General features: G+C 72.6%; 22 protein-coding genes and 2 pseudogenes. 17 read left to right on the forward strand and 7 right to left on the reverse strand.

The genetic code is table 11. From position 1 onward, the window contains the following. The gene (locus tag AB0D08_RS02105; protein ID WP_359885966.1) at window positions 1-507 is read right to left on the reverse strand and encodes an MBL fold metallo-hydrolase RNA specificity domain-containing protein; all 507 of its coding nucleotides are present in this window, start codon (window positions 505-507) and stop codon (window positions 1-3) included. 60 nt (window positions 508-567) lie between these two features. Then, entirely contained in the window at window positions 568-744 is a 177-nt protein-coding gene (locus AB0D08_RS02110) for a hypothetical protein (protein WP_233289292.1), read from the reverse strand. Between the two features lie 301 nt (window positions 745-1,045). On the opposite strand from AB0D08_RS02110, the gene AB0D08_RS02115 reads away from it, so the two are divergent. Beyond that, window positions 1,046-1,741, forward strand: coding sequence for a CBS domain-containing protein (locus AB0D08_RS02115; RefSeq protein ID WP_033823922.1), 696 nt, complete (start codon window positions 1,046-1,048; stop codon window positions 1,739-1,741). Window positions 1,742-1,916: 175 nt separating this feature from the next. On the opposite strand, the gene ppsA is transcribed toward AB0D08_RS02115, so the two are convergent. Then, on the reverse strand, window positions 1,917-4,283 hold the full coding sequence (ppsA, locus tag AB0D08_RS02120; protein ID WP_359885967.1) for a phosphoenolpyruvate synthase: 2,367 nt from the start codon (window positions 4,281-4,283) through the stop codon (window positions 1,917-1,919). A gap of 322 nt (window positions 4,284-4,605) precedes the next feature. Here ppsA and AB0D08_RS02125 point away from each other — a divergent pair, with 322 nt between their 5' ends. Continuing rightward, window positions 4,606-5,076, forward strand: a complete 471-nt coding sequence (locus AB0D08_RS02125; RefSeq protein WP_359885968.1) for a CBS domain-containing protein — start codon at window positions 4,606-4,608, stop codon at window positions 5,074-5,076. Beyond that, window positions 5,073-5,675 carry a CBS domain-containing protein gene (locus tag AB0D08_RS02130; RefSeq protein WP_359885969.1) on the forward strand — a complete coding sequence of 201 codons (603 nt, stop codon included), beginning with the start codon at window positions 5,073-5,075 and terminating at the stop codon, window positions 5,673-5,675. The genes AB0D08_RS02125 and AB0D08_RS02130 overlap by 4 nt, the downstream gene beginning before the upstream one ends. 73 nt (window positions 5,676-5,748) lie before the next feature. Here the strand turns inward: AB0D08_RS02130 and AB0D08_RS02135 are convergent, their stop codons facing one another. Further along, window positions 5,749-6,420 (reverse strand): hypothetical protein, encoded by a 672-nt coding sequence (locus AB0D08_RS02135; protein ID WP_359885970.1) that lies wholly within the window; start codon window positions 6,418-6,420, stop codon window positions 5,749-5,751. Between the two features lie 290 nt (window positions 6,421-6,710). Between AB0D08_RS02135 and AB0D08_RS02140 the strand changes: the two genes are divergently transcribed. The 7 genes and pseudogenes from AB0D08_RS02140 to AB0D08_RS02170 all read left to right on the forward strand — a co-directional run bounded on the left by AB0D08_RS02140 (window position 6,711) and on the right by AB0D08_RS02170 (window position 12,200). Next, window positions 6,711-7,403: a response regulator transcription factor gene (locus tag AB0D08_RS02140; RefSeq protein ID WP_033823917.1), complete on the forward strand. Its 693-nt coding sequence runs from the start codon at window positions 6,711-6,713 to the stop codon at window positions 7,401-7,403. 109 nt (window positions 7,404-7,512) lie between these two features. Continuing rightward, window positions 7,513-7,794 carry an SHOCT domain-containing protein gene (locus AB0D08_RS02145; RefSeq protein ID WP_359885971.1) on the forward strand — a complete coding sequence of 94 codons (282 nt, stop codon included), beginning with the start codon at window positions 7,513-7,515 and terminating at the stop codon, window positions 7,792-7,794. A gap of 24 nt (window positions 7,795-7,818) precedes the next feature. Then, window positions 7,819-8,820, forward strand: a complete 1,002-nt coding sequence (locus tag AB0D08_RS02150; protein WP_033823915.1) for a hypothetical protein — start codon at window positions 7,819-7,821, stop codon at window positions 8,818-8,820. A 182-nt stretch (window positions 8,821-9,002) separates the two neighbouring features. Then, entirely contained in the window at window positions 9,003-9,671 is a 669-nt protein-coding gene (locus AB0D08_RS02155) for a DUF4389 domain-containing protein (protein ID WP_033823914.1), read from the forward strand. A 111-nt stretch (window positions 9,672-9,782) separates the two neighbouring features. After that, window positions 9,783-9,896, forward strand: a pseudogene (locus tag AB0D08_RS02160) (cation-transporting P-type ATPase); the annotation flags it as partial. After that, window positions 9,882-10,343, forward strand: a complete 462-nt coding sequence (locus tag AB0D08_RS02165) for an HAD-IC family P-type ATPase (protein ID WP_359886040.1) — start codon at window positions 9,882-9,884, stop codon at window positions 10,341-10,343. The pseudogene AB0D08_RS02160 and the gene AB0D08_RS02165, both read left to right, overlap by 15 nt. 126 nt (window positions 10,344-10,469) lie before the next feature. After that, window positions 10,470-12,200: a GAF domain-containing sensor histidine kinase gene (locus AB0D08_RS02170; RefSeq protein WP_359885972.1), complete on the forward strand. Its 1,731-nt coding sequence runs from the start codon at window positions 10,470-10,472 to the stop codon at window positions 12,198-12,200. Window positions 12,201-12,261: 61 nt separating this feature from the next. Here AB0D08_RS02170 and AB0D08_RS02175 read toward each other — a convergent pair whose 3' ends face one another. After that, entirely contained in the window at window positions 12,262-13,293 is a 1,032-nt protein-coding gene (locus AB0D08_RS02175) for a zinc-dependent alcohol dehydrogenase family protein (protein ID WP_033823912.1), read from the reverse strand. Between the two features lie 219 nt (window positions 13,294-13,512). On the opposite strand from AB0D08_RS02175, the pseudogene AB0D08_RS02180 reads away from it, so the two are divergent. From AB0D08_RS02180 to AB0D08_RS02205, 6 genes and pseudogenes are all read left to right on the forward strand, one after another. Beyond that, window positions 13,513-13,692, forward strand: a pseudogene (locus tag AB0D08_RS02180) (DUF1918 domain-containing protein); the annotation flags it as partial. 195 nt (window positions 13,693-13,887) lie between these two features. Next, window positions 13,888-14,787 (forward strand): universal stress protein, encoded by a 900-nt coding sequence (locus tag AB0D08_RS02185; protein ID WP_359885973.1) that lies wholly within the window; start codon window positions 13,888-13,890, stop codon window positions 14,785-14,787. Between the two features lie 129 nt (window positions 14,788-14,916). Next, window positions 14,917-15,960: an alcohol dehydrogenase catalytic domain-containing protein gene (locus AB0D08_RS02190; protein ID WP_033823910.1), complete on the forward strand. Its 1,044-nt coding sequence runs from the start codon at window positions 14,917-14,919 to the stop codon at window positions 15,958-15,960. Window positions 15,961-16,187: 227 nt separating this feature from the next. Continuing rightward, complete coding sequence (locus tag AB0D08_RS02195) at window positions 16,188-16,640, forward strand: pyridoxamine 5'-phosphate oxidase family protein (RefSeq protein WP_051813881.1); 453 nt, start codon at window positions 16,188-16,190, stop codon at window positions 16,638-16,640. A gap of 46 nt (window positions 16,641-16,686) precedes the next feature. Next, complete coding sequence (locus AB0D08_RS02200) at window positions 16,687-17,340, forward strand: hypothetical protein (RefSeq protein WP_359885974.1); 654 nt, start codon at window positions 16,687-16,689, stop codon at window positions 17,338-17,340. Between the two features lie 91 nt (window positions 17,341-17,431). Then, window positions 17,432-18,112 carry a pyridoxamine 5'-phosphate oxidase family protein gene (locus AB0D08_RS02205; protein ID WP_359885975.1) on the forward strand — a complete coding sequence of 227 codons (681 nt, stop codon included), beginning with the start codon at window positions 17,432-17,434 and terminating at the stop codon, window positions 18,110-18,112. A gap of 129 nt (window positions 18,113-18,241) precedes the next feature. Here AB0D08_RS02205 and AB0D08_RS02210 read toward each other — a convergent pair whose 3' ends face one another. After that, a complete protein-coding gene (locus AB0D08_RS02210) occupies window positions 18,242-19,768 on the reverse strand; it encodes a HAMP domain-containing sensor histidine kinase (protein WP_359885976.1) in 1,527 nt (508 codons plus the stop codon). After that, window positions 19,765-20,490, reverse strand: coding sequence for a response regulator transcription factor (locus AB0D08_RS02215; RefSeq protein ID WP_033823907.1), 726 nt, complete (start codon window positions 20,488-20,490; stop codon window positions 19,765-19,767). The genes AB0D08_RS02210 and AB0D08_RS02215 overlap by 4 nt, the downstream gene beginning before the upstream one ends. Before the next feature lie 375 nt (window positions 20,491-20,865). Between AB0D08_RS02215 and AB0D08_RS02220 the strand changes: the two genes are divergently transcribed. After that, window positions 20,866-22,071 carry a ferredoxin reductase family protein gene (locus AB0D08_RS02220; protein ID WP_359885977.1) on the forward strand — a complete coding sequence of 402 codons (1,206 nt, stop codon included), beginning with the start codon at window positions 20,866-20,868 and terminating at the stop codon, window positions 22,069-22,071. The last annotated feature ends 18 nt before the right edge of the window (window positions 22,072-22,089 follow it).

Consider the following 22,089-nt stretch of genomic DNA (forward strand, 5'->3'; position numbering starts at 1 on the left):
TCAGCAAACGAGCACGTGCTCACCGGGGCGGGGGACCACCGCGGTCCAGCCGAGTTCGTGGTCGATCCGGTCGCGCAGTGCCTGGGAGCCCTCCGGTTCGCCGTGCACCAGGTAGGTGGCGCTCGGCGGCGGGGCGTCCCGCAGCCAGTCGATCACTTCGGCGGCGTCACCCTCGTCCGACACATCGGGGGCGCAGTTCGGGGGACCGGGTGGCGAAGGCGTCGCGATAGATCTGCAGGGCCGCGAGTCGCGGGCTGCGGTCTCCTCGTGGTGGCGGTTGCCGTAGGTGGACTCCATCAGCAGCACGTCGGCACCGCCGAACGGCTCCGGCGGGCGCAGCAGGGGATGGACGGGCCGGCCGAGATCCCCGCTGGCGGCCAGGCTACGCCCGTCCTCCAAGGTCAGGTGGGCCCAGGCGGAGCCGAGGATGTGCCCGGCACGGTGCAGCCGCAGCACTGTGCCCCCGGTGACTTCCACGGCGGCGTCCAACGGGACGGGGTCGAACATCTCAACAGTGCGCTCGACGTCGTCCTCGTCGTACAGCGGCTCGGCCGGCCGGTGCTTCGATCAGCCGTGCTGGTTGGCGTGGTCGGCGTCCTCGCGGAGCAGGTGTTCGCTGTCGCGGAGGACGAGTCCGCCAGGCGGGGCTGTGTTCGAGGTGGTGAGCACCGGACCGCGGAAGCCACCGCGGACCAGGCGCGGAAGGTAGCCGCAGTGGTCCAGGTGAGCGTGGGTGAGGACCACCGCCTGGACGTCCGCCGGGTCGAGCGGCCCGGGCGCCAGTTGCGGCGGCGACGCTCGGCCAGGCCCTGGAACAGGCCGCAGTCCACCATGATCCGGGCGTGGTCGGTCTCCACCAGGAACTTGCTGCCCGTTACGGTGCCGACCCCGCCGAGGAATGTCAGCAGACCGGGGCGGTGACGCTGCACCTGCCCGCTGTCCTGGGCCGCTCCGGGCAGGGTTGCTGGACCGAACGGCCCTGTGCCGGCCGTCCAGCGGAAGCGGACAGTGGGGGTACGGCACGACCTGCGAAGGGGTGAGGACCATGCAGCACCGCAGCGTCCAGGACGTGATGACCCAGGAGGTCGTCACCGCCGGGCCCGACACGCCGTTCAAGGAGATCGCGGCGCTCTTCCACCGCAACGACATCACCGCCATTCCGGTCGTCGACGAGCATCGGCGGCCGATCGGCATGGTCTCGGAGGCCGACCTGATCCGAAAGGAGGCCGTCCTGCCGGACCCCGAGGGAGCTGCCCCCGGCCGCTGGCTGGACGCGCACGACCGTGCCCGGGCGGAGGCGGAGACCGCGGGCGGGCTGATGACCAGCCCGGCCGTGACCGCCCGTCCGGGCTGGACGATCCCGGAGGCGGCGCGAGCGATGGACCGGCACAAGGTGAAGCGGCTGCCGGTGGTCGACGAGGTGGGCCGGCTGGTCGGCATCGTCAGCCGGCGCGACCTGCTCCAGATCTTCCTGCGCCATGACGCCGCCATCCGGGAAGAGATCGGTCACGACGTGTTCGGCCAGACCCTCTGGCTGGCCCCCGGCGAGGTCCAGGTGACGGTGCAGGACGGGGTGGTGACGCTCAGCGGGCGGGTGCCGCGCCGGAGCCTGATCCCGATCGCCGAGCAGTTGTGCCGGGCGGTCGACGGCGTGGTCGCCGTCCACCAGACGCTCGACTGGACCGAGGACGACACCGACGTCCCGGTGGAGCACCCCCACGCCTACCGCGCGGGAAGGTGACCACGGACGGCCATCCGGGTCGGGCCGGCGACCGGTCCGACCCGGGGGCCGGGCACGACGGGATCGAACCGCCGCAGGCCCCGACCCCACTCCTGCCTTCGCGACGGGCGACGACCGTGACCCCGGACGGGCGACCGGCGCCGGAGAGCACCTGTACCAGGCGCGCCGGGGCCGGTCACCGGGCATGGTCCTCGGCCGCCGCGACGTGCTGCTTGACGGCGGCGAAGCTGTCCGGGGTCACCGAGACGGAGTCGATACCGGCGTCGACCAGGAAGCCTGTGAAGTCCGGGTCATTGCTCGGGCGTTGACCGCACAGGCCGACGGTTCGGCCGGCCGCGTGGGCGGTGGCGATCAGGCTCTGGATGCTGCGGGTGACGGCCGGATTGCGTTCGTCGAACAGATGCGCCAACAGCTCCGAGTCGCGGTCGATCCCCAGGGTGAGCTGAGTGAGGTCGTTGCTGCCGATCGAGAAGCCGTCGAAGCGCTCCGCGAACTGCTCGGCCAGCATGATGTTGGCCGGGATCTCCGCCATCACGTGGACCCGTAGCCCGTTCCGGCCACGGGCCAACCCGTCATCGGCCATCACGGCGAGCACGTCGTCGGCCTCCTGCGGCGTCCGGCAGAACGGGATCATCACCACAACGTTGGTGAGTCCCATCGCGTCCCGAACCTTGCGCAGCGCCCGGCATTCCAGGGCGAATCCCTCCCGGTAGCGCTCGTCGTAGTAGCGGCTCGCCCCCCGCCACCCGATCATCGGGTTGGCCTCGACCGGCTCGAACGGCCCGCCGCCGATCAGACGGGCGTACTCGTTGGACTTGAAGTCGCTGGTCCGCACCACCACCGGCTCCGGCCAGCGGGCGGCGGCGATCCGGGCGACGCCCTGCGCCAGCCGGTCGACGAAGTACTCCGTACGGTCGCTGTACCCGCTGCTGATCTCGTCGACGAGGCGGCGGTCCTCGGGGGAGAGGCGGTCGGGGTGCACCAGGACCATCGGGTGTACCCGCACCTGGTGCGCGACCATGAACTCCATCCGGGCCAGTCCGACGCCGTCGGCCGGCAGGCGCCACCACCGGAACGCGGCGGCGGGGTCGGCCAGGTTCAGCATCACCTTCGTCCGGGTCCCCGGCAGCGAGCCCAGATCGATCTCCGACTCCTCGTAGTCGACCCGCCCGGCGTAGACATGTCCTTCGGCGCCCTCGGCACACGAGACGGTGACCTCCTGACGGTCCGCCAGGACGGTGGTGGCCCGGCCCGTGCCCACCAGCGCGGGCACGCCGAGTTCCCGGCTGACGATTGCCGCGTGCGAGGTGCGGCCGCCGTGATCGGTCACGATGGCGGCCGCCCGCTTAATCAGCGGCTCCCAGTCCGGGTCGGTGATCGCCGTGACCAGGACCGAGCCGGTAGGGAACCGATCGAGGTCCGCCGGACTGTCCAGGCTGCACACCGGACCCACGCCCACAGCCTCACCGACGGCGATCCCGTCGATCAGCCGCTCACCGCCGCCGGTCAGCCGGTAGCGGTGAAAGACGGCCCCGTGCTGCCGCGACTGGACGGTCTCCGGCCTGGCCTGCACGATGAACAGCTGTCCGGTCCGGCCGTCCTTGGCCCACTCCAGGTCCATCCTGCACCCGTAGTGCCGTTCCACCGCGACCGCCCACTCGGCCAGCCTACGGACCTCGGCATCATCGAGCACCCGGCCGGCCCGCTCCTCGGGAGACGTCTCCACGGTGCGAGTCAGACCCTCGTCGGCGTACACCGCCTTGCTGCGCTTGGCGCCGAGTGCGGCCTGGACGACCGGGTTCAGCGCGTCGTCACCGAGCAGCGGCTTGAACACCGTGTACTCGTCAGGCTCGACCTGCCCGCTGACCACCGTCTCACCGAGCCCCCAGGCCGCACTCACCACCACCACGTCCGGAAAGCCGGTCTCGGGATCCAGCGTGAACATCACCCCGGCCCCGCCAAGATCCGATCGGACCATCAGCTGGACCCCCACCGACAACGCGACCGACAGGTGGTCGAAACCGAGGCGCTCCCGGTAATCGATCGCCCGGTCGGTGAACAGCGAGGCGAAGCAGCGCCGACAGGCGCCCAGAAGAGCGTCACGGCCCCGGACGTTCAGGAACGTCTCCTGCTGCCCGGCGAAGCTCGCCTCGGGAAGGTCCTCCGCAGTCGCGCTGCTGCGCACCGCCACATCGGGCTCGGTCCGTCCCACCCCGCGCGCCAGTTGCTCATAGCAGGCGCTCAGCTCCCGCTCCAACTCGGCAGGCAGGTCGGTGGCCAGCACGGCAGCGCGTACCGCAGCGCCGACCTCGGGGAGATCCGCGCCCGCGTGCAACCGCTCGAGGTGTGCACGGATCCGTCCGCCGAGGCCGCCGGTGTCCAGGAACTCCCGGTAGGCGTCGGCGGTGGTGGCGAACCCGTCCGGCACCCGGACGCCCGCCGGCGCCAAATGTCCGATCAACTCGCCCAGCGAGGAGTTCTTTCCCCCGACCACGCCGACGTCCTCACGCCGGAGGTCGGCGAACCGGATCACACGGCGCATCGCTGCTCCCAGGGTTCGGAACGAGGCGGACGGCCGGCCCGGAACGCGACCCGACTCCGGGCCGTGACGGCATCGTCGAGACCTCGGGGCCATGACACGGCGCGTCGCCCGTGGCCCCAGGACATCACCGGCGGGGGCCCACCCGCCAGGGCCGACCGGCCCACCTGCCCGGTACCGGCCTGCCCTGGCCTCAACCTGGCACCGGACGTTCTCCTGAAGACACAACCAGCCGCACGGGCGTGCCGAGGCACTGCACGGTCCTCACGACCACCGGCACCCGTGCGAGGTGCCGAACGCCCGCGATCACCCTGGAGCAGGAGCGATGCGAGTCGCCGACCTGATGATCACCCCGCCGATCGCCGTGCTGCCGACCGCCACCGTGCGGCAGGCAGCCCGCCGCATGGACGAGGAAGCGGTCGGCTGCGTGCTCGTCGCCGAGGACGCCACCCTGCACGGCGTCCTCACCGACCGTGACCTGGTGGTCCGGGCGCTGGCCCCGGGCGCCGACCCGGAGACTCCGGTGTTCGAGTTCATGTCGGCTCCCGCCGTCACGGTGGACGTGACCGACGACCTGGAGACCGCCTACCGGGTTCTCCGCCGGACCGGGGTGCGGCGACTGCCCGTGCTGGACGGGGCCCGGCTCGTCAGGCTCCTGGCCGTCGACGACCTCTTCCTGGACGTCCTGCAACGCCTCTCCGACCTGCTGGGACCGCTGTCCTTCAGTGCTCTCCGGGAAGGCAGCGCCGGCCCCGGCCCCGCAGCACACCCCGATCCCCTCGGGAGCACACCATGACACCCCAGTGGAACAGCGTCGGTGAGGTGATGACGCACGCCGTCGTCGCCGTCGGCCGCGGTGCGACGTTCCGAGAGATCCTGGACGCGCTCCGGCAGTGGAAGGTCAGCGCGGTGCCCGTCCTCGCCGGCGACGGCCGCGTGGTCGGAGTCGTCTCCGAGGCCGACCTGCTGACGACCCAGGACCGCGAGCCCGAACGAGCCGAGGCGTTCACCGCCAACCAGGTGATGTCGGAGCCGGCCGTCACCGTGCATGCGCAGAGCCCGACGGCGGAAGCCGCCCGGGCCATGGCCCGCGGCCACCTGAAACGTCTTCCCGTGGTCGACGAGGAAGGCTTCCTGGTCGGCATCGTCAGCCGGGGTGACCTGCTCAAGATCCACCTTCGGACCGACGAGGATCTCGCCGGCCAGGTGAGACTCGAACTCCTCGCAGCGCTCCACCCCACGCTAGCCGCGGCAGTCGAGGTCCGGGCGGAGGAGGGCAGGATCACCTTGGCCGGCACCCTGCCCGACACCTCGACCCCCGCCGTCCTGGAGTCTCTGGTCCGGGCCGTCCCCGGCGTCGTGGACGTCGATGTCAGGGCCGTCGCCCCTGCGTGACCTCCCCGGCGCCCGGCGTGATCAGCCCTCGCCGCGGTCGGCGCGCCGGCGCGGCACGTACCGCATGCCGAGGTCACCGCGCCGCGCGGACGCGTGCGCGAAGGTTATGGAACTGTCTGGTCTGCATGACGAGATGGGCGGGCTCCCAGAACAGCAGGTCCAAGGGGCCGGTGAGCAGGCGCGGACGGCTTCGCCCGCGGGTACGGACGACCAGACGGGTGCCAGCGTCGGCCGGTTCGAGGTGGAAGCTCCAGATCGACGAGACGAACGCCCGGGGTGCCGGCCCCTCGGCCGGATCGAACGGGCGGCCGGAGGGCAGCCGCAGGTCGGCACGCAGCACCAGAGTCCGTTCCGGTACGAGCTCCGCAACCGTGAACCAGCTGCGGCCGCCGGACGTCGAGTTCAGCCGCTGCCCCACGGCCGGGTGCTGCCACCACGGGACGAGGCGGTCCGCACTGGGCCGTCCGCCGTTGTCCAGCCAGTCCCAGCTGTACCAGCCCGCGCGGTCGTGGCCCATCTGCGCCAGCCACGGCCACACCTTCGCCGGTGGCCCGGGAAGGGTTGAGGCCATCGTCGACATGCTGTTCGCATCCGGGACCAGCTCGTCCCCCGGGTACGCGCGTTCGGCCTCGCCGCGGGTCGCTCCCCAGGTCAGCAGGTGAGGCCGGAGGAGGAGGCCGTGGACGGCGATGGCGACCGCCGACCCGAGGATGACCCGTCCGACCGCGGTCCGGTGTCCGTTCACACTCCGAGCATCGCCCAGGATGCAGGTCAGCGCGGTGGTGACCAGAGCCGGGAAGAACGAACGGCCCTCACCTTCGGCATCCGGTCGACGCAACACCCACCGCCGCGCGGGACCCTCCCTACCACCGCCCGGCCGTCCCCTCGGCCTGCACCGACCGCGTCGTTCGCCGGGGCCCACCGGGCCACCCTGTTGACCACCCGGGTCCGTACGTCCCCGGCGTCCTCTGCGGCCTGGCCGCGCCCCGGGGACAATCGAGGCAGGTGTCCGCCGTCCGGTTCAGGAGACGATCGATGGACGAGACCGAGGCCGGCGAGTCCCGGCAGCCCCTGCGCGTGTTCCTGCTCGACGACCACGAGGTGGTGCGGCGCGGAGTGCGGGACCTGCTGGAGGCCGAACCCGACATCGAGGTCGTCGGTGAGGGCGGCACTTGCGCGCAGGCACTGGCCAGGGTGCCCGCCCTGCGGCCCCAGGTCGCGGTGCTGGACGTACGGCTGCCGGACGGCAACGGCGTGACCGTCTGCCGCGAGCTGCGCGATCGGATGCCCGGGCTGGTGTGCCTGATGCTGACCTCGTTCGACGACGACGAGGCCCTGCTCGACGCGATCATGGCCGGCGCCGCCGGATACGTCCTGAAGCAGGTCAAGGGCGCCGACCTGGTCAGCGCAGTGCGCACGGTGGCATCGGGGCAGTCGATGCTGGACCCGGCCACCACCCGGAAACTGATGGAGAGCCTGCGCCACCACGACGAGTCCGACGCCGAGGCCGCGCTGTCCCAGTTGACCCCGCGGGAGCGGGAGATCCTCGCGCTGGTGGGGGAGGGGAGGACCAACCGGGAGATCGGCCAGGAGCTCTACCTCGCCGAGAAGACGGTGAAGAACCACGTGTCGCGGCTGCTCGCCAAACTCGGTGTCGAACGACGGCTCCAGGCGGCCGTGATCGCCGCGCACGCCGACACCGAGCAGCACCCGCCCCGGCCGCGGTGAGCCCGACCGGTCCGGAAGTCCGGGCCGGTCGGCCCAAGCCGGACTCCCTCGACGGGGCGCACCGTGGGGAGTGAGGCAACAGCCTCGTCGGCACGACCGGGAGCCCGCGATGAGGTACTGGAACGACCATGAGATGGGTGGCTGGGGCTTCGGCTTCATGATCATCAGCATCCTGCTGCTCCTGGGACTGCTGATCGTCGTCACAATCGCCCTGACCCGTTACCTCGGCCACCTGCCCCGGCAAGGCCCGCCCGACACCCAGGCGGCCCCGCCGCCGTCGCCGGAACGGCTGCTCGCCGAACGCTTCGCCCGGGGCGAGATCGACGCCGACGAGTACCGCCACCGCCTGGACACCCTGAGATCCGGCTCCGCCGGGCCGGTATCCGGCTGAACCCGCCGAACCAGGGAGCATCCCATGGACACCTTGGCCCTCGACGCAGCCGCGTTGGAGAAACTGATCTCCGCCGCGGTCGCCGCGCCGTCCATCCACAACACCCAGCCCTGGCGCTTCCGGCTGGACCCGGACACCTCGACCCTCCAGGTACGCGCGCTCCAGGAACGCTCGCTGCCGGTCACCGACCCGGACCGGCGCGCGCTGCACATCTCCGTGGGAGCCGCGATTCTCAACCTCCGCATCGCCGCCCGCCGGATGGGCTGGGCGCCGCTGCTCCGTCTGCTGCCCGATTCCGCCGAACCCGACCTGCTGGCCGCGATCGAACTGGACGAGCTCTCCCGCGTCCAGCTCGCCAGTACCACCGAGCTCTACGACGCGATCTGGCGGCGGCACACCGTCCGGACCCCGTTCACCGGGCCGCCGATCCCTGCCGCAGTGCTCGACCGGCTTGCCGAGACCGCGTCGGCGGAGGAGGCCCAGCTGCGCTTCCCGGCCGGTGAGGAGCGAACCCGGCTGCTGGAACTGACCGCGGAGGCCGAGCGCCGCAACACCACGGACCCCATGCGCGGTGCTGAGAGCCGCAGCTGGATCCAGGGGCCCGATGCGCCCGCCTACGGGATTCCCCGCAGCGCGCTCGGTCCACAGGACAGCGCAGGCCGGATGCCGATGCGGGACTTCTCCGCCATCCACCCCGTCGAGCCACTGCCACCGGCCGCGTTCGAGGCTGAGCCGTGCATCGCCGTCCTCGCCACCCGGGGCGACACGCCCGCGGACTGGCTCCGCGCCGGCATCGCGCTGGAGCACGTCCTGCTGGTCGCGACCCTGCACCAGATCCGGGCATCACTCCTGCACCAGGCCATGGAGTGGCCGGAACTGCGCTGGGTCGCCCGCGACCCGAGGGAAGGCCCGGGCTTCGCGCAGGTGCTGATCCGCCTCGGTTACGGGCCGGAAGGCTCGCCCACTCCCCGCCTCGCCGTATCCGACGTCCTGGACCCCGAGAACCCCGGCCTCGGACGGCCGTGAGCGGGGTGCACCGGATGAGCCACCCGGCGGCGGGGGACTCCGTCCCGTTCCACGACCTGACCGGTCCCGGTCCGCTGGGCGAAGCGGGGCCCACCGCCGGTCCTCGGCCACCGAGGGCACCGTGAGACACAGAACCGCCGTGAAAGCCACGGCCACGGCGGCTTCCGAAGGAGCTGATCCCCATGGCCTTGCCGGTGACCGAGCAGCCGGTGCGCGTCGATGCCCGGCTCGACCTGCCGCTGTCCCGCTGGTTGTGGCTGGTGAAGTGGATCCTGGCGATCCCGCACTGGATCGTCCTGTTCCTCCTCTGGATCGTCTTCGCCGTCCTCAGCGTGGGCGCCTTCTTCGCGATTCTCCTCACCGGCCGCTACCCGCGCCCGATCTTCGACTTCAACCTCGGGGTGCTGCGCTGGTCCTGGCGGGTGTCCTACTACGCCTACGGAGCGCTGGGCACCGACAGGTACCCCCCGTTCACCCTCGCCGAGGCACCCGACTACCCCGCGCACCTGGACGTCGCCTACCCCGAGCAACTTTCCCGAGGACTGGTATTGGTCAAGTGGTGGCTGCTGGCGCTTCCGCAGTACGCCCTCCTGGCACTCTTCGTCGGGGAGGGCCGGGAAGGCTGGGCCGGCGGGGGTCTCGTCGGCCTGCTGGTCCTGTTCGCCGGGGTCTCCCTGGCCGTGACCGGCCGCTACCCGCTCGGGATCTTCGATCTCGTCGTCGGCCTGGACCGCTGGGTGCTGCGGGTCGCCGCCTACGCCGCCCTGATGACCGACACCTACCCGCCGTTCCGCCTGGATCAGGGCGGTTCCGAACCGGCCGGCACGCTCGACACGGCAGGACCGCGGTGAGCGCGGGACCCCGTTCCGGCCGGCACCGGAGCCCAGGATGACCGCGTCCCCTCCCGGCACCGCCCCGCCGTCCGAGCTGCGGCCCCGGGGGGCTGGAGGGACACCGAGGCCGCCCGGCGGCCGGCACGGTACGGGCCGAACGAGATCCGCTCCGAGCGCCGGGCGTCGTCGTGGTCGAGAGCGGCCGTCCAACTGCGCGACCCGCTGATCATGGTCCTGCTGGCAGCCGTCGCGCTCACCCTGGCGATCGGGGACCATCCGGACGCCGTCGTCATCGCCCTGGTGATCGCGGTCAACACCACGGTCGGGGTGATCCAGGAGACCCGCGCCGACCGCGCCGTCGCGGCACTGTCGGCCATGACCGCTCCGACGGTGCGGGTCCTGTGCGCCGGAACGGAACGTGTTGTGTCCTCCGTCGACATCGTGCCGGGCGACGTGCTGCTGCTGGCCGAGGGCGACATCGTCCCGGCGGACGCGGTGCTCGACCGGGCAGACGCGCTACTCGTCGACGAGTCGATGCTGACCGGCGAGTCCGTTCCGGTCGACAAGGAGGTCCGCAGCGGGTGCCCGGACACCCTGCAGATCCGGGCGGGGGTGGCAGCGCCCGTCGGCCTCGCGGCAGCCCGCCTGATCACCCGATCCGGGCGGCGCGCCGGACACGCCGGTGACTGAGCGGTTCCGCCCAGCGCACGTCCACGATTCGGCCTGATGCCCTGGCCGGAGGGACAGCGCAGGGCAGCGGCCCTAGTCTGGGTTCCGGGGTGGTGAAGCCGTGACACCTGCGAACGGAGCGATGCGGTGGGCTCGTCCTCGGAGCGGGGCCCCACCGACTCGGCGCAGCCGGGGCTGGACGATCTCCTGCGGGGGCTCCAGTCACGTCTGGAAACCGCGCACGGCACCGCGAATCGGATCCACAGCCTCCTGGAGGCGGTTCTCGTCGTCGGCCACGACCTCGACCTCAGCCAGGTGCTCCAGCACATCGTGGAGGCCGCAGTCGCTCTGGTGGATGCGGAGTACGGCGCGCTCGGCGTCATCGGCGAGGACCAGCGGCTGTCCCGGTTCATCCCCGTCGGCATGGACCGGGAACGGGCCGAGCGCATCGGAGCGCTACCGAGCGGGCACGGCCTGCTGGGCGAGCTGATCCGCCGTCCCGAGCCGCTCCGGCTGACGGAGATCTCCGAGCACCCGTCCTCCTACGGCGTCCCCGAGCACCATCCGCCGATGCACAGCTTCCTGGGCGTGCCGATCCGGGTCCGCGACACGGTCTACGGCAACCTCTACCTCACCGAGAAGCGCGGGGGAGCACAGTTCGACGAGGAGGACGAATCCGTCCTCGAGACCCTGGCGGTCGCGGCCGGCGTGGCGATCGACAACGCCCGGCTGTACACGCAGGCGAGGCTGGGCGAGCGCTGGCTGGCGGCGAGCGCGGAGGTCACCAAGATCCTGTTGTCGGGCAGCTCGCAACAGGAGGTGTTCGACCTTCTGATCGCGCGCGCCGCCGACATCGCCGGCGCGGACCTCACGGTGGTGGCCCTGCCCTCCCCCGACGGCAGGAGCCTCGAAGTGAGTGTCGCCGTCGGACTGGACGCGGAGGTGCACCGCGGGCTCGTCCTGCCGAAGGAAGGGTCCTTCGTCGGTGCAGCCGTCACGACCGGTGGGCTGGTCACCACCGGCGACGTGCGCAAGGACCCGAGGATCACGGCCGGACCGCCGCGATGGGCCGGACTCGGACCGGCCGCCGCCGTGCCGATCGGCACGGCGGAAGGAGGGGTGCGCGGTGTACTGATGCTGGCCCGGGCGGAGGGCAAACCACCCTTCGGACCGGAGGAGTCCACCCCACTGGCGGGCTTCGCCGCGCAGGCCGCCGTGGCGATGGAGCTGGCCGAGCGCCGCCGCGACTCCGAACAGGTCGCACTCCTCGAAGAGCGCGACCGGATCGCCCGGGACCTGCACGACCTGGCGATCCAGCGCCTGTTCGCCACCGGGATGACCCTCCAGGGTGCCACCCGCTTCATCGAGCACCCCGAGGCCTCGGACCGGGTACTACGGGCCATCGACGACCTCGACGAGACGGTGCGGACGATCCGCTCCAGCATCTTCGGACTACGCGCCGGAACCCGCGGATCGGCCGCTCACGGGCTGCGCGCGAGGGTGGTCGCGACAATCGACCGGGCAGCCGCCGGACTCGGCTTCGCCCCCGGGCTGAGGATGGACGGCCTGTTGGACCTCCGGGTGCCCCCGCCGGTCGCCGATGCGCTGGTCGCCGTCCTGGAGGAAGCCCTCTCGAACGCCGTCCGCCACGCGCACGCCCACCAGGTCCAGGTGGACCTGACCGCCGACAGCGAGCTCAACCTGACGGTCACCGACGACGGAGTCGGCCTTCCACCGGACGGTCCCCGGAGCGGGCTGGCCAACCTCGCGGAGCGGGCGCGGCGTCTCGGCGGGTGCTTCCAGGCCGGCCCGGGACCCGACAGTGGGACCAGACTCGTGTGGCGGGTCCCGCTTCCCCCGCCGGAGCGGCGCTCGTGAGCCGAACAGATCCGCACGGAGGACCGCTCCGCCGCGAACTCACGCAGAGTCAGTCCACAGGTCAGTCCGCCATCAGGACGGCGACCCCGGTGACCCGATCGGCCGCCAGGTCCGCCAGCGCCTGGTCGGCCCGGTCCATGGCGTACCGACGGACACGGACGACCGGGCGGTGGAGCGTGGCCTCGGCCAGGTAGGCGCGGCCGTCCGCACGGGTGTTGGCGGTCACGCTGCGAAGGGTCCGCTCCTGGAAGAGGTGCCGCTGGTAGTCGAGCACGGGGACGTCGGAGAGGTGGATGCCGGCCACCGCCAGCGTGCCGCCCCGGTCCAACGCCGCCAGCGCCACCGGCACCAGGTCGCCGACGGGCGCGAAGAGGATCGCCGCGTCGAGCGGCTCCGGCGGCGAGCCGTACGCGTCCCCGGCGGAGGCCGCGCCCAGCTCCAACGCCAGCCGCCGGGCCTCCTCGGCCCGCGTCAGGACGTGCACGGTCGCGCCCCGGCCGAGGGCCAGCTGCGCCGTCAGATGCGCGGAAGCGCCGAAGCCGTAGATCCCCAGCCTGCCGCCCGGCGGCAGCTCGGCCCGTTCCAGGGCCCGGTAGCCAATGATCCCGGCGCACAGCAGCGGTGCCAGCTCCTCGTCGGGCGGCCCCTCCGGTAGCCCGTAGACGAAGCGGGCGTCGGCCACCGTGTACCCGGCGTACCCGCCGTGCACGTCCCAGCCCGTGTACCGGGACTCCGGGCAGAGGTTCTCGCGGCCGGCCCGGCAGTACAGGCACCCGCCGCAGGTGCCGGCCAGCCAGGCCACCCCGACCCGGTCGCCGGGGGAGAAGCCGTGCACCTCCGGACCGCAGTGGAGGACCCGACCCACGACCTCATGACCAGGCGTGCACCGGGGGCTGCGAGGTTCGAGGTCGCCCTCGACGAGGTGGAGATCGGTCCGGCACACGCCGCAGGCGGCCACCTCGATGAGCAGTTCCCCCGGACCGGGTCCCGCGACCGTCCGCTCCGTACGTCTCAGCGGAGTCGACGCGATCGGGCCCGGCTGCTCCACCCTCCACGCCATCGTGCGGATGGCGTCGCCGTCGGACGTCGACATCGCCCGCTCCTTTCCCGTGCTACCCGGTGCTCCGGACCCCCGCGAGAGGAGTCGCCACCCACTCCATCGTCCACCACCCTCGGCCCGACCGGATCAGGGCCGGACGGCCCTCGATCGGGCCTGAACGACCCAGGCCTCGGTCCGGCGCCACGAGGCAGCGTGGGACAGGCTTGGGCAGGTCCGACGGGCCGCCTGCACAAGGAGGAGGTTCGAACCGGCATGAAGGCAGCAGTGGGGGACCGGCTGATCATCGAAAGCCCGGTCCTGGGAACCCCCAGTCGTGACGGCGAGGTCATCGCCCTCCACCACGCCGACGGCACCCCGCCCTACGATGTTCGCTGGTCGGACACAGGCCGGGTCACCCTGGTCTTTCCCGGGCCCGGCGCCCATCTCCACCACTTCGGGCACACCCGCGATTCCCACGCGAGGCCTGCCGGTGCCACTGGTCCGGGCGACCGGGCGACCGGCAACTGACATCGCCGGTTGCCGGTGCCGGATCGCCGTCCGAGGATCGACAGCAGGGCAGCGCTCCCGGTCCCGGTGAGCGTTCCGGGCGGCCCGGCGCCTCGCCTGCACGGAGCGAAGGAGCATGTCATGGCACGTCCAGTGATCGTCGGGGTCGACGATCCCGAGAGCGCAGGCGCGGCCGTCGACTGGGCCGCGGACGAAGCCCGGTCCCGGGGGATGCGCCTGCATCTCGTCCACGCGTGGCTGTGGGAACCGGACCAGGCGCCGGAGTCGCTGGACGCCCGGGCGGCCAGACACAAGGGCGAGGAAGCGCTGCGGGTGGTCGCCGAACGTGCTGCGGCACGGCACCCTGGCCTGGAGGTCAGCAGCGGGGTCGTGGACGCGAGCCCGCGCGAGGCGCTCGTCGCCCTCAGCGCCGAGGCAGGCGTGCTCGTCCTGGGCTCCCGGGGGTCGGGCGGGTTCCAGGGGCTGCTCGTCGGGTCCACCAGCCTGCACGTCACCGCGCACGCCGCCTGCCCGGTCGTCGTCGTCCGGGCCACGGCCGCCGAGGCGGTGGACGGCATCGCGGTCGGCGTGGAGGGACGCGAACCGTCCGACGACATCCTCGCGTTCGCCTTCGACAGCGCCCGCCGCCGCGGCCTGCCACTGCGGGCGATCCACGCCTGGAGCTACCCTCTGGTCCTCGGTCCTGGCCACGCGCTTCCACCGGTCTACGAGTCCGGCCACGTGGTGGCCGAGGAGCAGCGGCTCCTCGCCGAGGTCATGGCCGGGTGGCAGGAGAAGTACCCCGACGTCCCGGTCGAGGAGGACGCCGTACGGGCCGGCCCCGCCAGACACCTGGTGGCCCTGTCGAAGACGCACCAGCTGGTCGTGGTCGGCCGCCACGGTACGCCCGAGGGTCCGTTCAGCCGCCTCGGCTCGGTCAGCCAGGCCGTCGTCCACCACGCCCACTGCCCGGTCGCCGTCGTTCCCCCGCCGGGTCCCCGGCCGCAGAACGTGCACTTCGGACCGGCGGACGCCACGTGAGCGTCGAACCCGGCGCGCGCCCGGCCCAGGTGGCCCCGATGCCCGGACCGACCGGCCCTACGGCGTGGTGCCGGGGGCCGCGCACCATCGGAGGAGAGCCACCTTCGATGACGCGGAGAGTGATCGGGCATGAAGGCACTCACCTACCACGGCCCCGGCCGTCGCACCTGGGGCGAGGTACCCGACCCGGCCGTCCTCGATCCGGAGGACGCCGTGGTACGGGTGGACGCGGTGACCATCTGCGGAACCGATCTGCACATCCTCAAGGGTGACGTCCCCGAGGTCGCCGACGGGCGGATCCTCGGCCACGAGGCCGTCGGCACCGTCACCGGGACCGGACCGGGCGTGCGGACGGTGACGCCCGGTGACCGCGTCCTGGTCTCCTGCATCTCGGCCTGCGGACGCTGCGCGTACTGCCGTAAGGGGACCTACGGCCAGTGCACCGGCGGAGGTGGCTGGATCCTCGGCCACCTCGTCGACGGCACCCAGGCCGAGTACGTCCGCACCCCCTTCGCGGACAACTCCCTCCACAAGCTGCCCGACGAGGTCACGGACGAGACGGCACTCCTGCTCGCCGACGTCCTGCCCACCTCCTACGAGGTCGGCGTCCGCAAGGGAGAGGTCGGCCCCGGCGACATCGTCGTGATCGTCGGCGCGGGTCCGATCGGGCTGGCCGCGATCACGACCGCCCGGCTCCTCAGCCCCGCCCGGATCATCGCCGTGGACCTCGCCGCCGGCCGCCTCGAAGCGGCAGAACGAGCCGGCGCGGACGACACGCTCGGAGTCGCGGACGACACCGATACGGCGATCCGCGCCCTGAGCCCGGACGGCCTCGGCGCAGACGTGGCCGTCGAAGCCGTCGGCGTCCCCGAATCCTTCGAGCTCTGCACCCGTGTCGTACGCCCCGGCGGCCGGGTCGCCAACGTCGGCGTCCACGGCAGGCCCGCCACACTCCACCTCGAAACCCTGTGGATCAAGAACATCACGGTCACCACCGGCCTGGTCGACACCAGCAGCACCCCGCTGCTCCTGCGCATGGTCGCCGGCGGGCAGTTGGACGTCTCCGCCCTGGTGACCCACAGGTTCGGCCTGGACGAGATGCCTGACGCCTACGACGTGTTCGCCGACGCGGGCGGGAACAACGCCCTCAAGGTGGCCCTGTTCAGGACCTGACTGGCGCCGGCCGGCCGGCCGCGTCCGGTGGAGGTTCCGGCGGGCCCGCCGGATCGGGCCGGATCCGCCTTCCGCGGCCGCCGCCCGTACCGGGCAGGGAGCTGCGAGGTCCGGCCCGTTGAAGTCACCGAAGGAGACCGGCGTCATGTGCATCAGTTCTCACGGCGACCCGTCGTCCGAGCCGTCGAGGTCCGCCGCTGCGGCTGCGCAGCTCGGAGGTGAGCCCGATGGCTCCCGATGACACCCCGCCGAACGGCGATGCCCCGAACGCGCGATCGGAGGATCGCCCCGGTGACCAGGAGTGCGGGCGCGAGGAGAGTCTTGACCTGCTCCGGCTGACGGCGATCGGGCGCCTCATCCACACCCATGACGCGATGCCGGCGGTGACTCCCGCCTGCTTCACCCTGTACGGCCGCGGCGAGGTGGTCGTTCCCCTGCCGGCGAGCTGGCGGGCGGACCTGATGGACGGGGAGGTGGTCGGCTTTCAGGCGGACGACTTCGACCAGCGGACGCTCCGAGGGTGGACCGTCCTCATCGTCGGCCGCTCCTACCTGGTGACCGACCCCGTCACGGTCGAGGACCTGCGCCACCGGGGCCCGCGCCAGTGGGGACACCGGCCGGCCAGCGGCTACCTGACCGTCCACCCGGAGTTCGTCGTCGGCCGACGGTTCGGATCATGATCCGACCGGCACACCTCGGACCCACGCCCGCGGAGAGGAGAGCACCATGGCACCCGCAACGCCCAGGACCACGGGCGACGCCCTCAGGAGCACCCTCCGGCGGCACATCCGGAGAGCGGCCGGCCGGGAGGCGAATCCCCTGAGCCGCCACAGCGATGTTCGACGCAGCCGTATCGCCATCGCCCTGACCCTCGCTCTGGTCGTCGCCCTCGCCCTCGCGATGCTGACGGCCCTCGACGTCCTACGGATCGACCAGCGACAGGCACGGTACGAGGGGCAGCACCGGCACCGGACCATCGCGACCACCGTCGAAGCGGCAGTGCCGGACGCGCCCGGTGCGCGCACCGGGACGGGGGGCTTCCACGCGCAGGCGGTGTGGCAGTTCCCGCCGGCCACGCGCGGCGGTGGGCCGGTCGCGGTCGCTGCGGCCGCCGCCGCGGGAACCGAGGTCGCCGTCTGGGTCGACGATCACGGGCATCCGGCGTCGGCGCCGCTGCCGGCAACGGAGGTCGTCACGAGGGCCGTCCTGGCCGGGGCGGGGGTCATGGCCGTGCTTTCCGGCGCGGCGTTCACGGTTTACCTGTTCGGGCGCCGCGTGATCGACCGGGCGGCGTCGGCGGCCTGGGAGAAGGAGTGGGGGAGCGTGGAACCCCGGTGGTCCGGCCGTCCAAGGCACCATCCGGGGCTCGGCGACCGGTGATCGCCCGCGCCGCGAGTTCCATTGCGCGGAGCAATCGGCGGCGCCGTCCCGCGCCACCGGTGGCATGCTCGATCGCAGGAGGAAGATCGCCATGAACGACAGAAGTGCCCGGCCCGGGAAACCGGACGGAAGCCCGGTCGCTCCGGAGGACATCGCCCGGCGCATCGCGCTGCGGTCCCGGCAGCTCGGCCTCACCCGTGAGGAGCTGGCGAACCGAGCCGGAATGTCACTCCGCTACCTCCAGCACCTCGAGGAACTGGGCGAAGGTTTCGACCAGGCCTCCGTCCTCCGGCTGGCCGCAGCGTTGCAGATGCCCTACGGCGAGCTTCTGGAGGGGCGGACCGATCTGCCGCCGGGCCAGCCTCCCCCGGGACCACATCCCGCGCTGATGAAGCTCACCCAGCAGGAGTGCTGGGACCGACTGTCGGACCACGGCATCGGGCGCGTGGCCGTGTCGTCGGGGTCGAGCCCCGCCATCCTCCCCGTCAACTACCTCGTCGATGCGCACTCGATCGTCTACCGGACCTCCCGAACGGGGGCCGCCGCGGCCGTCGAGGGCACGGAGGTGGCCTTCGAGGCGGACCACGTGGACGAATCCGACAGTGAGGGCTGGAGCGTGCTCGTGGTCGGCACGGTCGAGCACATCGACGACAACTCCGCTGCGCGGCTCGCGGCTCAGCCCGGCGCGGAGCCCTGGGCGGCCGGTATCCGCGACCTGTGGGTGCGGATCGTCCCGACCCGGGTGACCGGCCGCCTGATCAGCACAGCGTGACCCGGCATCGCCAGCCGTAGGGAACCCGCAGGGGCGCCGCGACGGGACATCGGCCCGATCCGAGCCGGGCCCGGACAGGGCGGCCCGTCCGAGACGGTCAGGCGTGCCGCAATCCTCGCGTGGGCCGCATCAGGCGGTGCCGACCGGCGACTCCAGAGGGAGGGCCACGGTGAAAGCGGTGCGACCGGGGCGGCTGGAGAGCGTCACGGTGCCGCTGTGGGCGGCCACGACGGCGTGCACGATCGCGAGCCCCAGCCCGGTGCTCCCGTGCGTTCTCGATCGGGCCCGGTCGCCCCGCACGAAGCGTTCGAAGATCCGGGGCGCGATCTCGGGGTCGATCCCGGGGCCGGTGTCGGTGACGGTGAGCAGCGCCCGGCCGCCGCCGAGCTCGAGCGTCAGCGTCACCTCGGTGCCGTGGGGGGTGTGGGTGCGGGCGTTGGCGAGCAGGTTGGCCACCACCTGGCGGAGCCGGTCAGTGTCCCCCGGGACCACGACCGGCTCCTCGGACAGGTCGAGCCGCCAGTGGTGGTGCGGTCCGGCGGCGCGGGCGTCGTCGGTGCCGTCCAGGGCCAACCGTGTCAGGTCGACGCTGCCGAGGGCGAGTGGCCGCCCCGCGTCGAGCCGGGCCAGCAGGAGCAGGTCCTCGACGATGGTGCCCATCCGCCGGGACTCGGCGTCGATGCGGGTGAGCGAGTGGCGTACGGGATCGGCGGTCGGTCCGGGGTGCCGCAGGGCCAGTTCTGCGTGGCCCCGGACGGTGGCCACCGGGGTGCGCAGTTCGTGGCTGGCGTCCGCGGCGAACGCCCGCAACCGCTCCTCGACGGCCTGGCGCTGGGCGAGGGCGTCCTCGACGTGGCCGAGCATCCGGTTGAGGGCCGCACCGACCCTGCCGACCTCGGTCCGGATGTCGTCCTCCCCTACCCGGATGGTGAGTTCGACCTCCCCACTGGCCAGTGGCAGGCTCCCGACGCGTTCGGCCGCTGCCACGACGCGGTCGAGCGGGCGCAGGGAGAGGCGGATCCAGAAGGCGCCGGCGGCCGTGGCGGCGGCCAGCGCGACCGCGAACAGCACCAGTTCCACGGTGACGAGTCGGTGGGTCGTCGCCTCCAGCGGGCGCAGCGGTAGCCCGGTCACCAGGACATCGCCGTCCTGGCCGGCGAAGGCGCGCACCCGGTAGCCCCCGAGCCCGGACAGACGGACGCTCCGTGCCAGGCCGCCGACCGGCAGCGCGGCCAGTGCCCGCTGGTCGGCGGCGGTCAGCTGCACCTGGTCGTCGGTGTCGGCCGGAGTGTTCCCGGCGGCGACGCCGGCATCGTCGGCGTCGCCGTCGACCACGCCGGCGTCCGTGACGCTGCCGTCGAGCAGCCGGGCACCGAAGGTACCGGGTGCCTGGGCGCGGGTGTCGCTCCGGCCGCCCGTGGTTCCCGGGCCCCGGGTGTCCCGGTGCTCCAGACTGGCGGCATAGCGGCCGGAGGTGTCGGAGAGCTGCTGGTCGAGGCGGTCGACCAGGAAGTGGCGCAACGCCTCGGTGGTGGCCAGGGCGACCCCTCCGCAGGTCAGCAGGAGCAGGGCGAGCAGGCCGGAGACCAGACGGGCCCGCAGGGTGCGTGGCAGGGGAAGGCGAGCGGTGGCGCGCCGGGCCGCCGGGCCGATCACTGCGGCACCTTGATCAGGTAGCCGGCTCCACGAACGGTGTGGATCATCGGTGGCCGGCCGGCGTCGATCTTCTTGCGGAGATAACTGATGTAGAGCTCGACCACGTGGGCCTGGCCGCCGAAGTCGTACGACCAGACCGCATCCAGGATCTGCGCCTTGCTCAGTACCTGCCGTGGGTGGCTCATCAGGAGGTGCAGCAGGGCGAACTCGGTGGGGCTCAGGTCGACGGTGTCACCGGCGCGGGTGACCTCGCGGGCCTGCTCGTCCAGCACCAGGTCCCCCAGGACCAAGGCGTGCGCCGGGGGCGCGACACGCTCCGGCCCCGACGGGGTGGCCCGCCGCAGCAGACCGCGAAGGCGTACCACCACCTCGGCGAGGCTGAACGGTTTGGTGACGTAGTCGTCCCCGCCGGCCGCCAGTGCGGCGATCCGGTCCTCCACGGCGTCCCTGGCGGTCAGGAACAGCACGCGGACCTCCGGCCCGGTGGCGTGGATCCGTTCCAGCACCTGCATGCCGTCGAGGCTGGGAAGCATCATGTCCAGGACCACGGCGTGCGGGCGCCACTCGGCGGCGATCGCCACGGCGCTCGGGCCGTCCTCCGCGCCTCGCGCCAGCCAGCCCTCGTACCTGAGCGCGCCGCAGACCACCTCGACCAGGTCGGGTTCGTCGTCCACGACCAGGATCCGCCAGGGTGACGGCTGAGCAGGGGAGAGGGTGTCCATGCGGATCCAAGGGGCTCTGGGGCGGCGGCTGGACCCATTGTCACCTTCCACATGAGAAGGCCATGAGATCCACTTCTGCCCCTCGTCCCGGCCGAACGTCATTGACCTGCGAGAACGTGCCGACCGATGGGGATCGGAGGCATCGCGTTCAGAGGGAACTGAGAGCTTGCGGTGCCAGGGTTGCCGACAGCGAACGGAGAGGAGGCCGGGATGGGCGCACCGCCACGGCCACGCGGTATCCGACCGGCGACGACAGCCCGTCACGGCTCGGTCCGGCGGCCCTTGCCGCCCGGAACGGTGGCGCGCGTTGCGCAGGCACTGATCGCCGCGGGAGCCGCCGGAGTTCTGGCCGTCTGGTGGCGGGGGACGGCCGAAGTGAGCAGCGCCGCGGACTGGCTCACCGGTGCAGGGCGGATCACCGGCCTGCTGGCCGGGTACACCGCGCCGGTGTTGCTGTTCCTGATGGCCCGGATCCCCCTGCTGGAGCGTGAGGTCGGCGCGGACCGCCTGGCGCGCTGGCATGCGGGCGGCGGTCGCTGGCTGGTCGGCCTGGTCGCCGTGCACGTTCTGACCATCACCTGGGGCTACGCACTGACCGACGGGCGCGGTCCGGTCGGCGAAGGGGTGCGTCTGGTGTTCCACTACCCCGAAATGATCAAGGCGGCACTGGCCACCGTGATCATGTTCGGGACCGGCGCGGTGAGCGCGCGGGCGGCGCGCCGCCGGATGAGCTACGAGGCCTGGTACTACCTGCACCTGGCGACGTACCTGGCCATCGCACTCGGCTTCGGCCATCAGCTGGCCGACGGCGCGGACCTGGGCGGCGGGCCCGAGCGCGGCGCCTGGTGGGTGCTGTACCTCGGCACCGCCGCCCTGCTCGGCTGGTACCGCCTCCTCGTGCCCTTCGCGCGCGACCGCCGCCATCGGATGCGGGTGGCCGAAGTCCGGCCGGAGGGACCGGGCGTGGTCTCGCTGTTCGTCACCGGCGAGCGCCTGGACCGGCTCGGCGCCGAGGCAGGCCAGTTTTTCCGTCTCCAGTTCCGGACCCGCGAACTGCGCTGGGCCGCCAACCCCTACTCACTCTCCGCCCCGCCCCACCCGCACTTCCTGCGCTTCACCGTGAAGGACGTCGGCGGCCACAGCGCCGCCGTCGCCCGCCTCGAGCCCGGTACCCGCCTACGAGCCGAGGGTCCGTACGGGGCATTCACCGCCGGCCGCCGCAGGGAGCACAGGGTGCTGCTGCTCGGCGCCGGAGTCGGGATCACCCCGCTTCGTGCCCTGTTCGAGACACTTCCGGGCCGGGTGACCCTCGTCCAGCGCGCCCGCCGGCCGCAGGACGTCCTCTTCCGGGGCGAACTGGCGACCGTCGCGACCGCCCGCGGCGCCCAGGTGCACGAGCTGCTCGGCACCCGTGCCCAGATCGGCGACCTCGGTGCCGCACTCCGCGGCCTTGTCCCGGACCTCGCCGCACACGAGGTCTACCTGTGCGGACCGCCGGCCTTCACGGACGAGGCCGGACGAGTTCTGCGGGCCGCCGGGGTCCGGCGCTCGCGCATCCACTGCGAATCCTTCGAACTCTGACCCGTCGACCGTCACCGA

The sequence above is a fragment of the Kitasatospora sp. NPDC048540 genome (assembly GCF_040651175.1).
Lineage (GTDB): Bacteria > Actinomycetota > Actinomycetes > Streptomycetales > Streptomycetaceae > Kitasatospora.

Excerpts from the sequence above, each read along its gene's own strand:
- AB0D08_RS02105 (WP_359885966.1), bottom strand. The coding sequence starts at position 507 with ATGTTCGACCCCGTCCCGTTGGACGCCGCCGTGGAAGTCACCGGGGGC.
- AB0D08_RS02115 (WP_033823922.1), top strand. The coding sequence starts at position 1,046 with ATGCAGCACCGCAGCGTCCAGGACGTGATGACCCAGGAGGTCGTCACC.
- ppsA (WP_359885967.1), bottom strand. The coding sequence starts at position 4,283 with ATGCGCCGTGTGATCCGGTTCGCCGACCTCCGGCGTGAGGACGTCGGC.
- AB0D08_RS02125 (WP_359885968.1), top strand. The coding sequence starts at position 4,606 with ATGCGAGTCGCCGACCTGATGATCACCCCGCCGATCGCCGTGCTGCCG.
- AB0D08_RS02130 (WP_359885969.1), top strand. The coding sequence starts at position 5,073 with ATGACACCCCAGTGGAACAGCGTCGGTGAGGTGATGACGCACGCCGTC.
- AB0D08_RS02140 (WP_033823917.1), top strand. The coding sequence starts at position 6,711 with ATGGACGAGACCGAGGCCGGCGAGTCCCGGCAGCCCCTGCGCGTGTTC.
- AB0D08_RS02145 (WP_359885971.1), top strand. The coding sequence starts at position 7,513 with ATGAGGTACTGGAACGACCATGAGATGGGTGGCTGGGGCTTCGGCTTC.
- AB0D08_RS02150 (WP_033823915.1), top strand. The coding sequence starts at position 7,819 with ATGGACACCTTGGCCCTCGACGCAGCCGCGTTGGAGAAACTGATCTCC.
- AB0D08_RS02155 (WP_033823914.1), top strand. The coding sequence starts at position 9,003 with ATGGCCTTGCCGGTGACCGAGCAGCCGGTGCGCGTCGATGCCCGGCTC.
- AB0D08_RS02165 (WP_359886040.1), top strand. The coding sequence starts at position 9,882 with ATGGTCCTGCTGGCAGCCGTCGCGCTCACCCTGGCGATCGGGGACCAT.
- AB0D08_RS02175 (WP_033823912.1), bottom strand. The coding sequence starts at position 13,293 with ATGTCGACGTCCGACGGCGACGCCATCCGCACGATGGCGTGGAGGGTG.
- AB0D08_RS02185 (WP_359885973.1), top strand. The coding sequence starts at position 13,888 with ATGGCACGTCCAGTGATCGTCGGGGTCGACGATCCCGAGAGCGCAGGC.
- AB0D08_RS02190 (WP_033823910.1), top strand. The coding sequence starts at position 14,917 with ATGAAGGCACTCACCTACCACGGCCCCGGCCGTCGCACCTGGGGCGAG.
- AB0D08_RS02195 (WP_051813881.1), top strand. The coding sequence starts at position 16,188 with ATGGCTCCCGATGACACCCCGCCGAACGGCGATGCCCCGAACGCGCGA.
- AB0D08_RS02200 (WP_359885974.1), top strand. The coding sequence starts at position 16,687 with ATGGCACCCGCAACGCCCAGGACCACGGGCGACGCCCTCAGGAGCACC.
- AB0D08_RS02205 (WP_359885975.1), top strand. The coding sequence starts at position 17,432 with ATGAACGACAGAAGTGCCCGGCCCGGGAAACCGGACGGAAGCCCGGTC.
- AB0D08_RS02215 (WP_033823907.1), bottom strand. The coding sequence starts at position 20,490 with ATGGACACCCTCTCCCCTGCTCAGCCGTCACCCTGGCGGATCCTGGTC.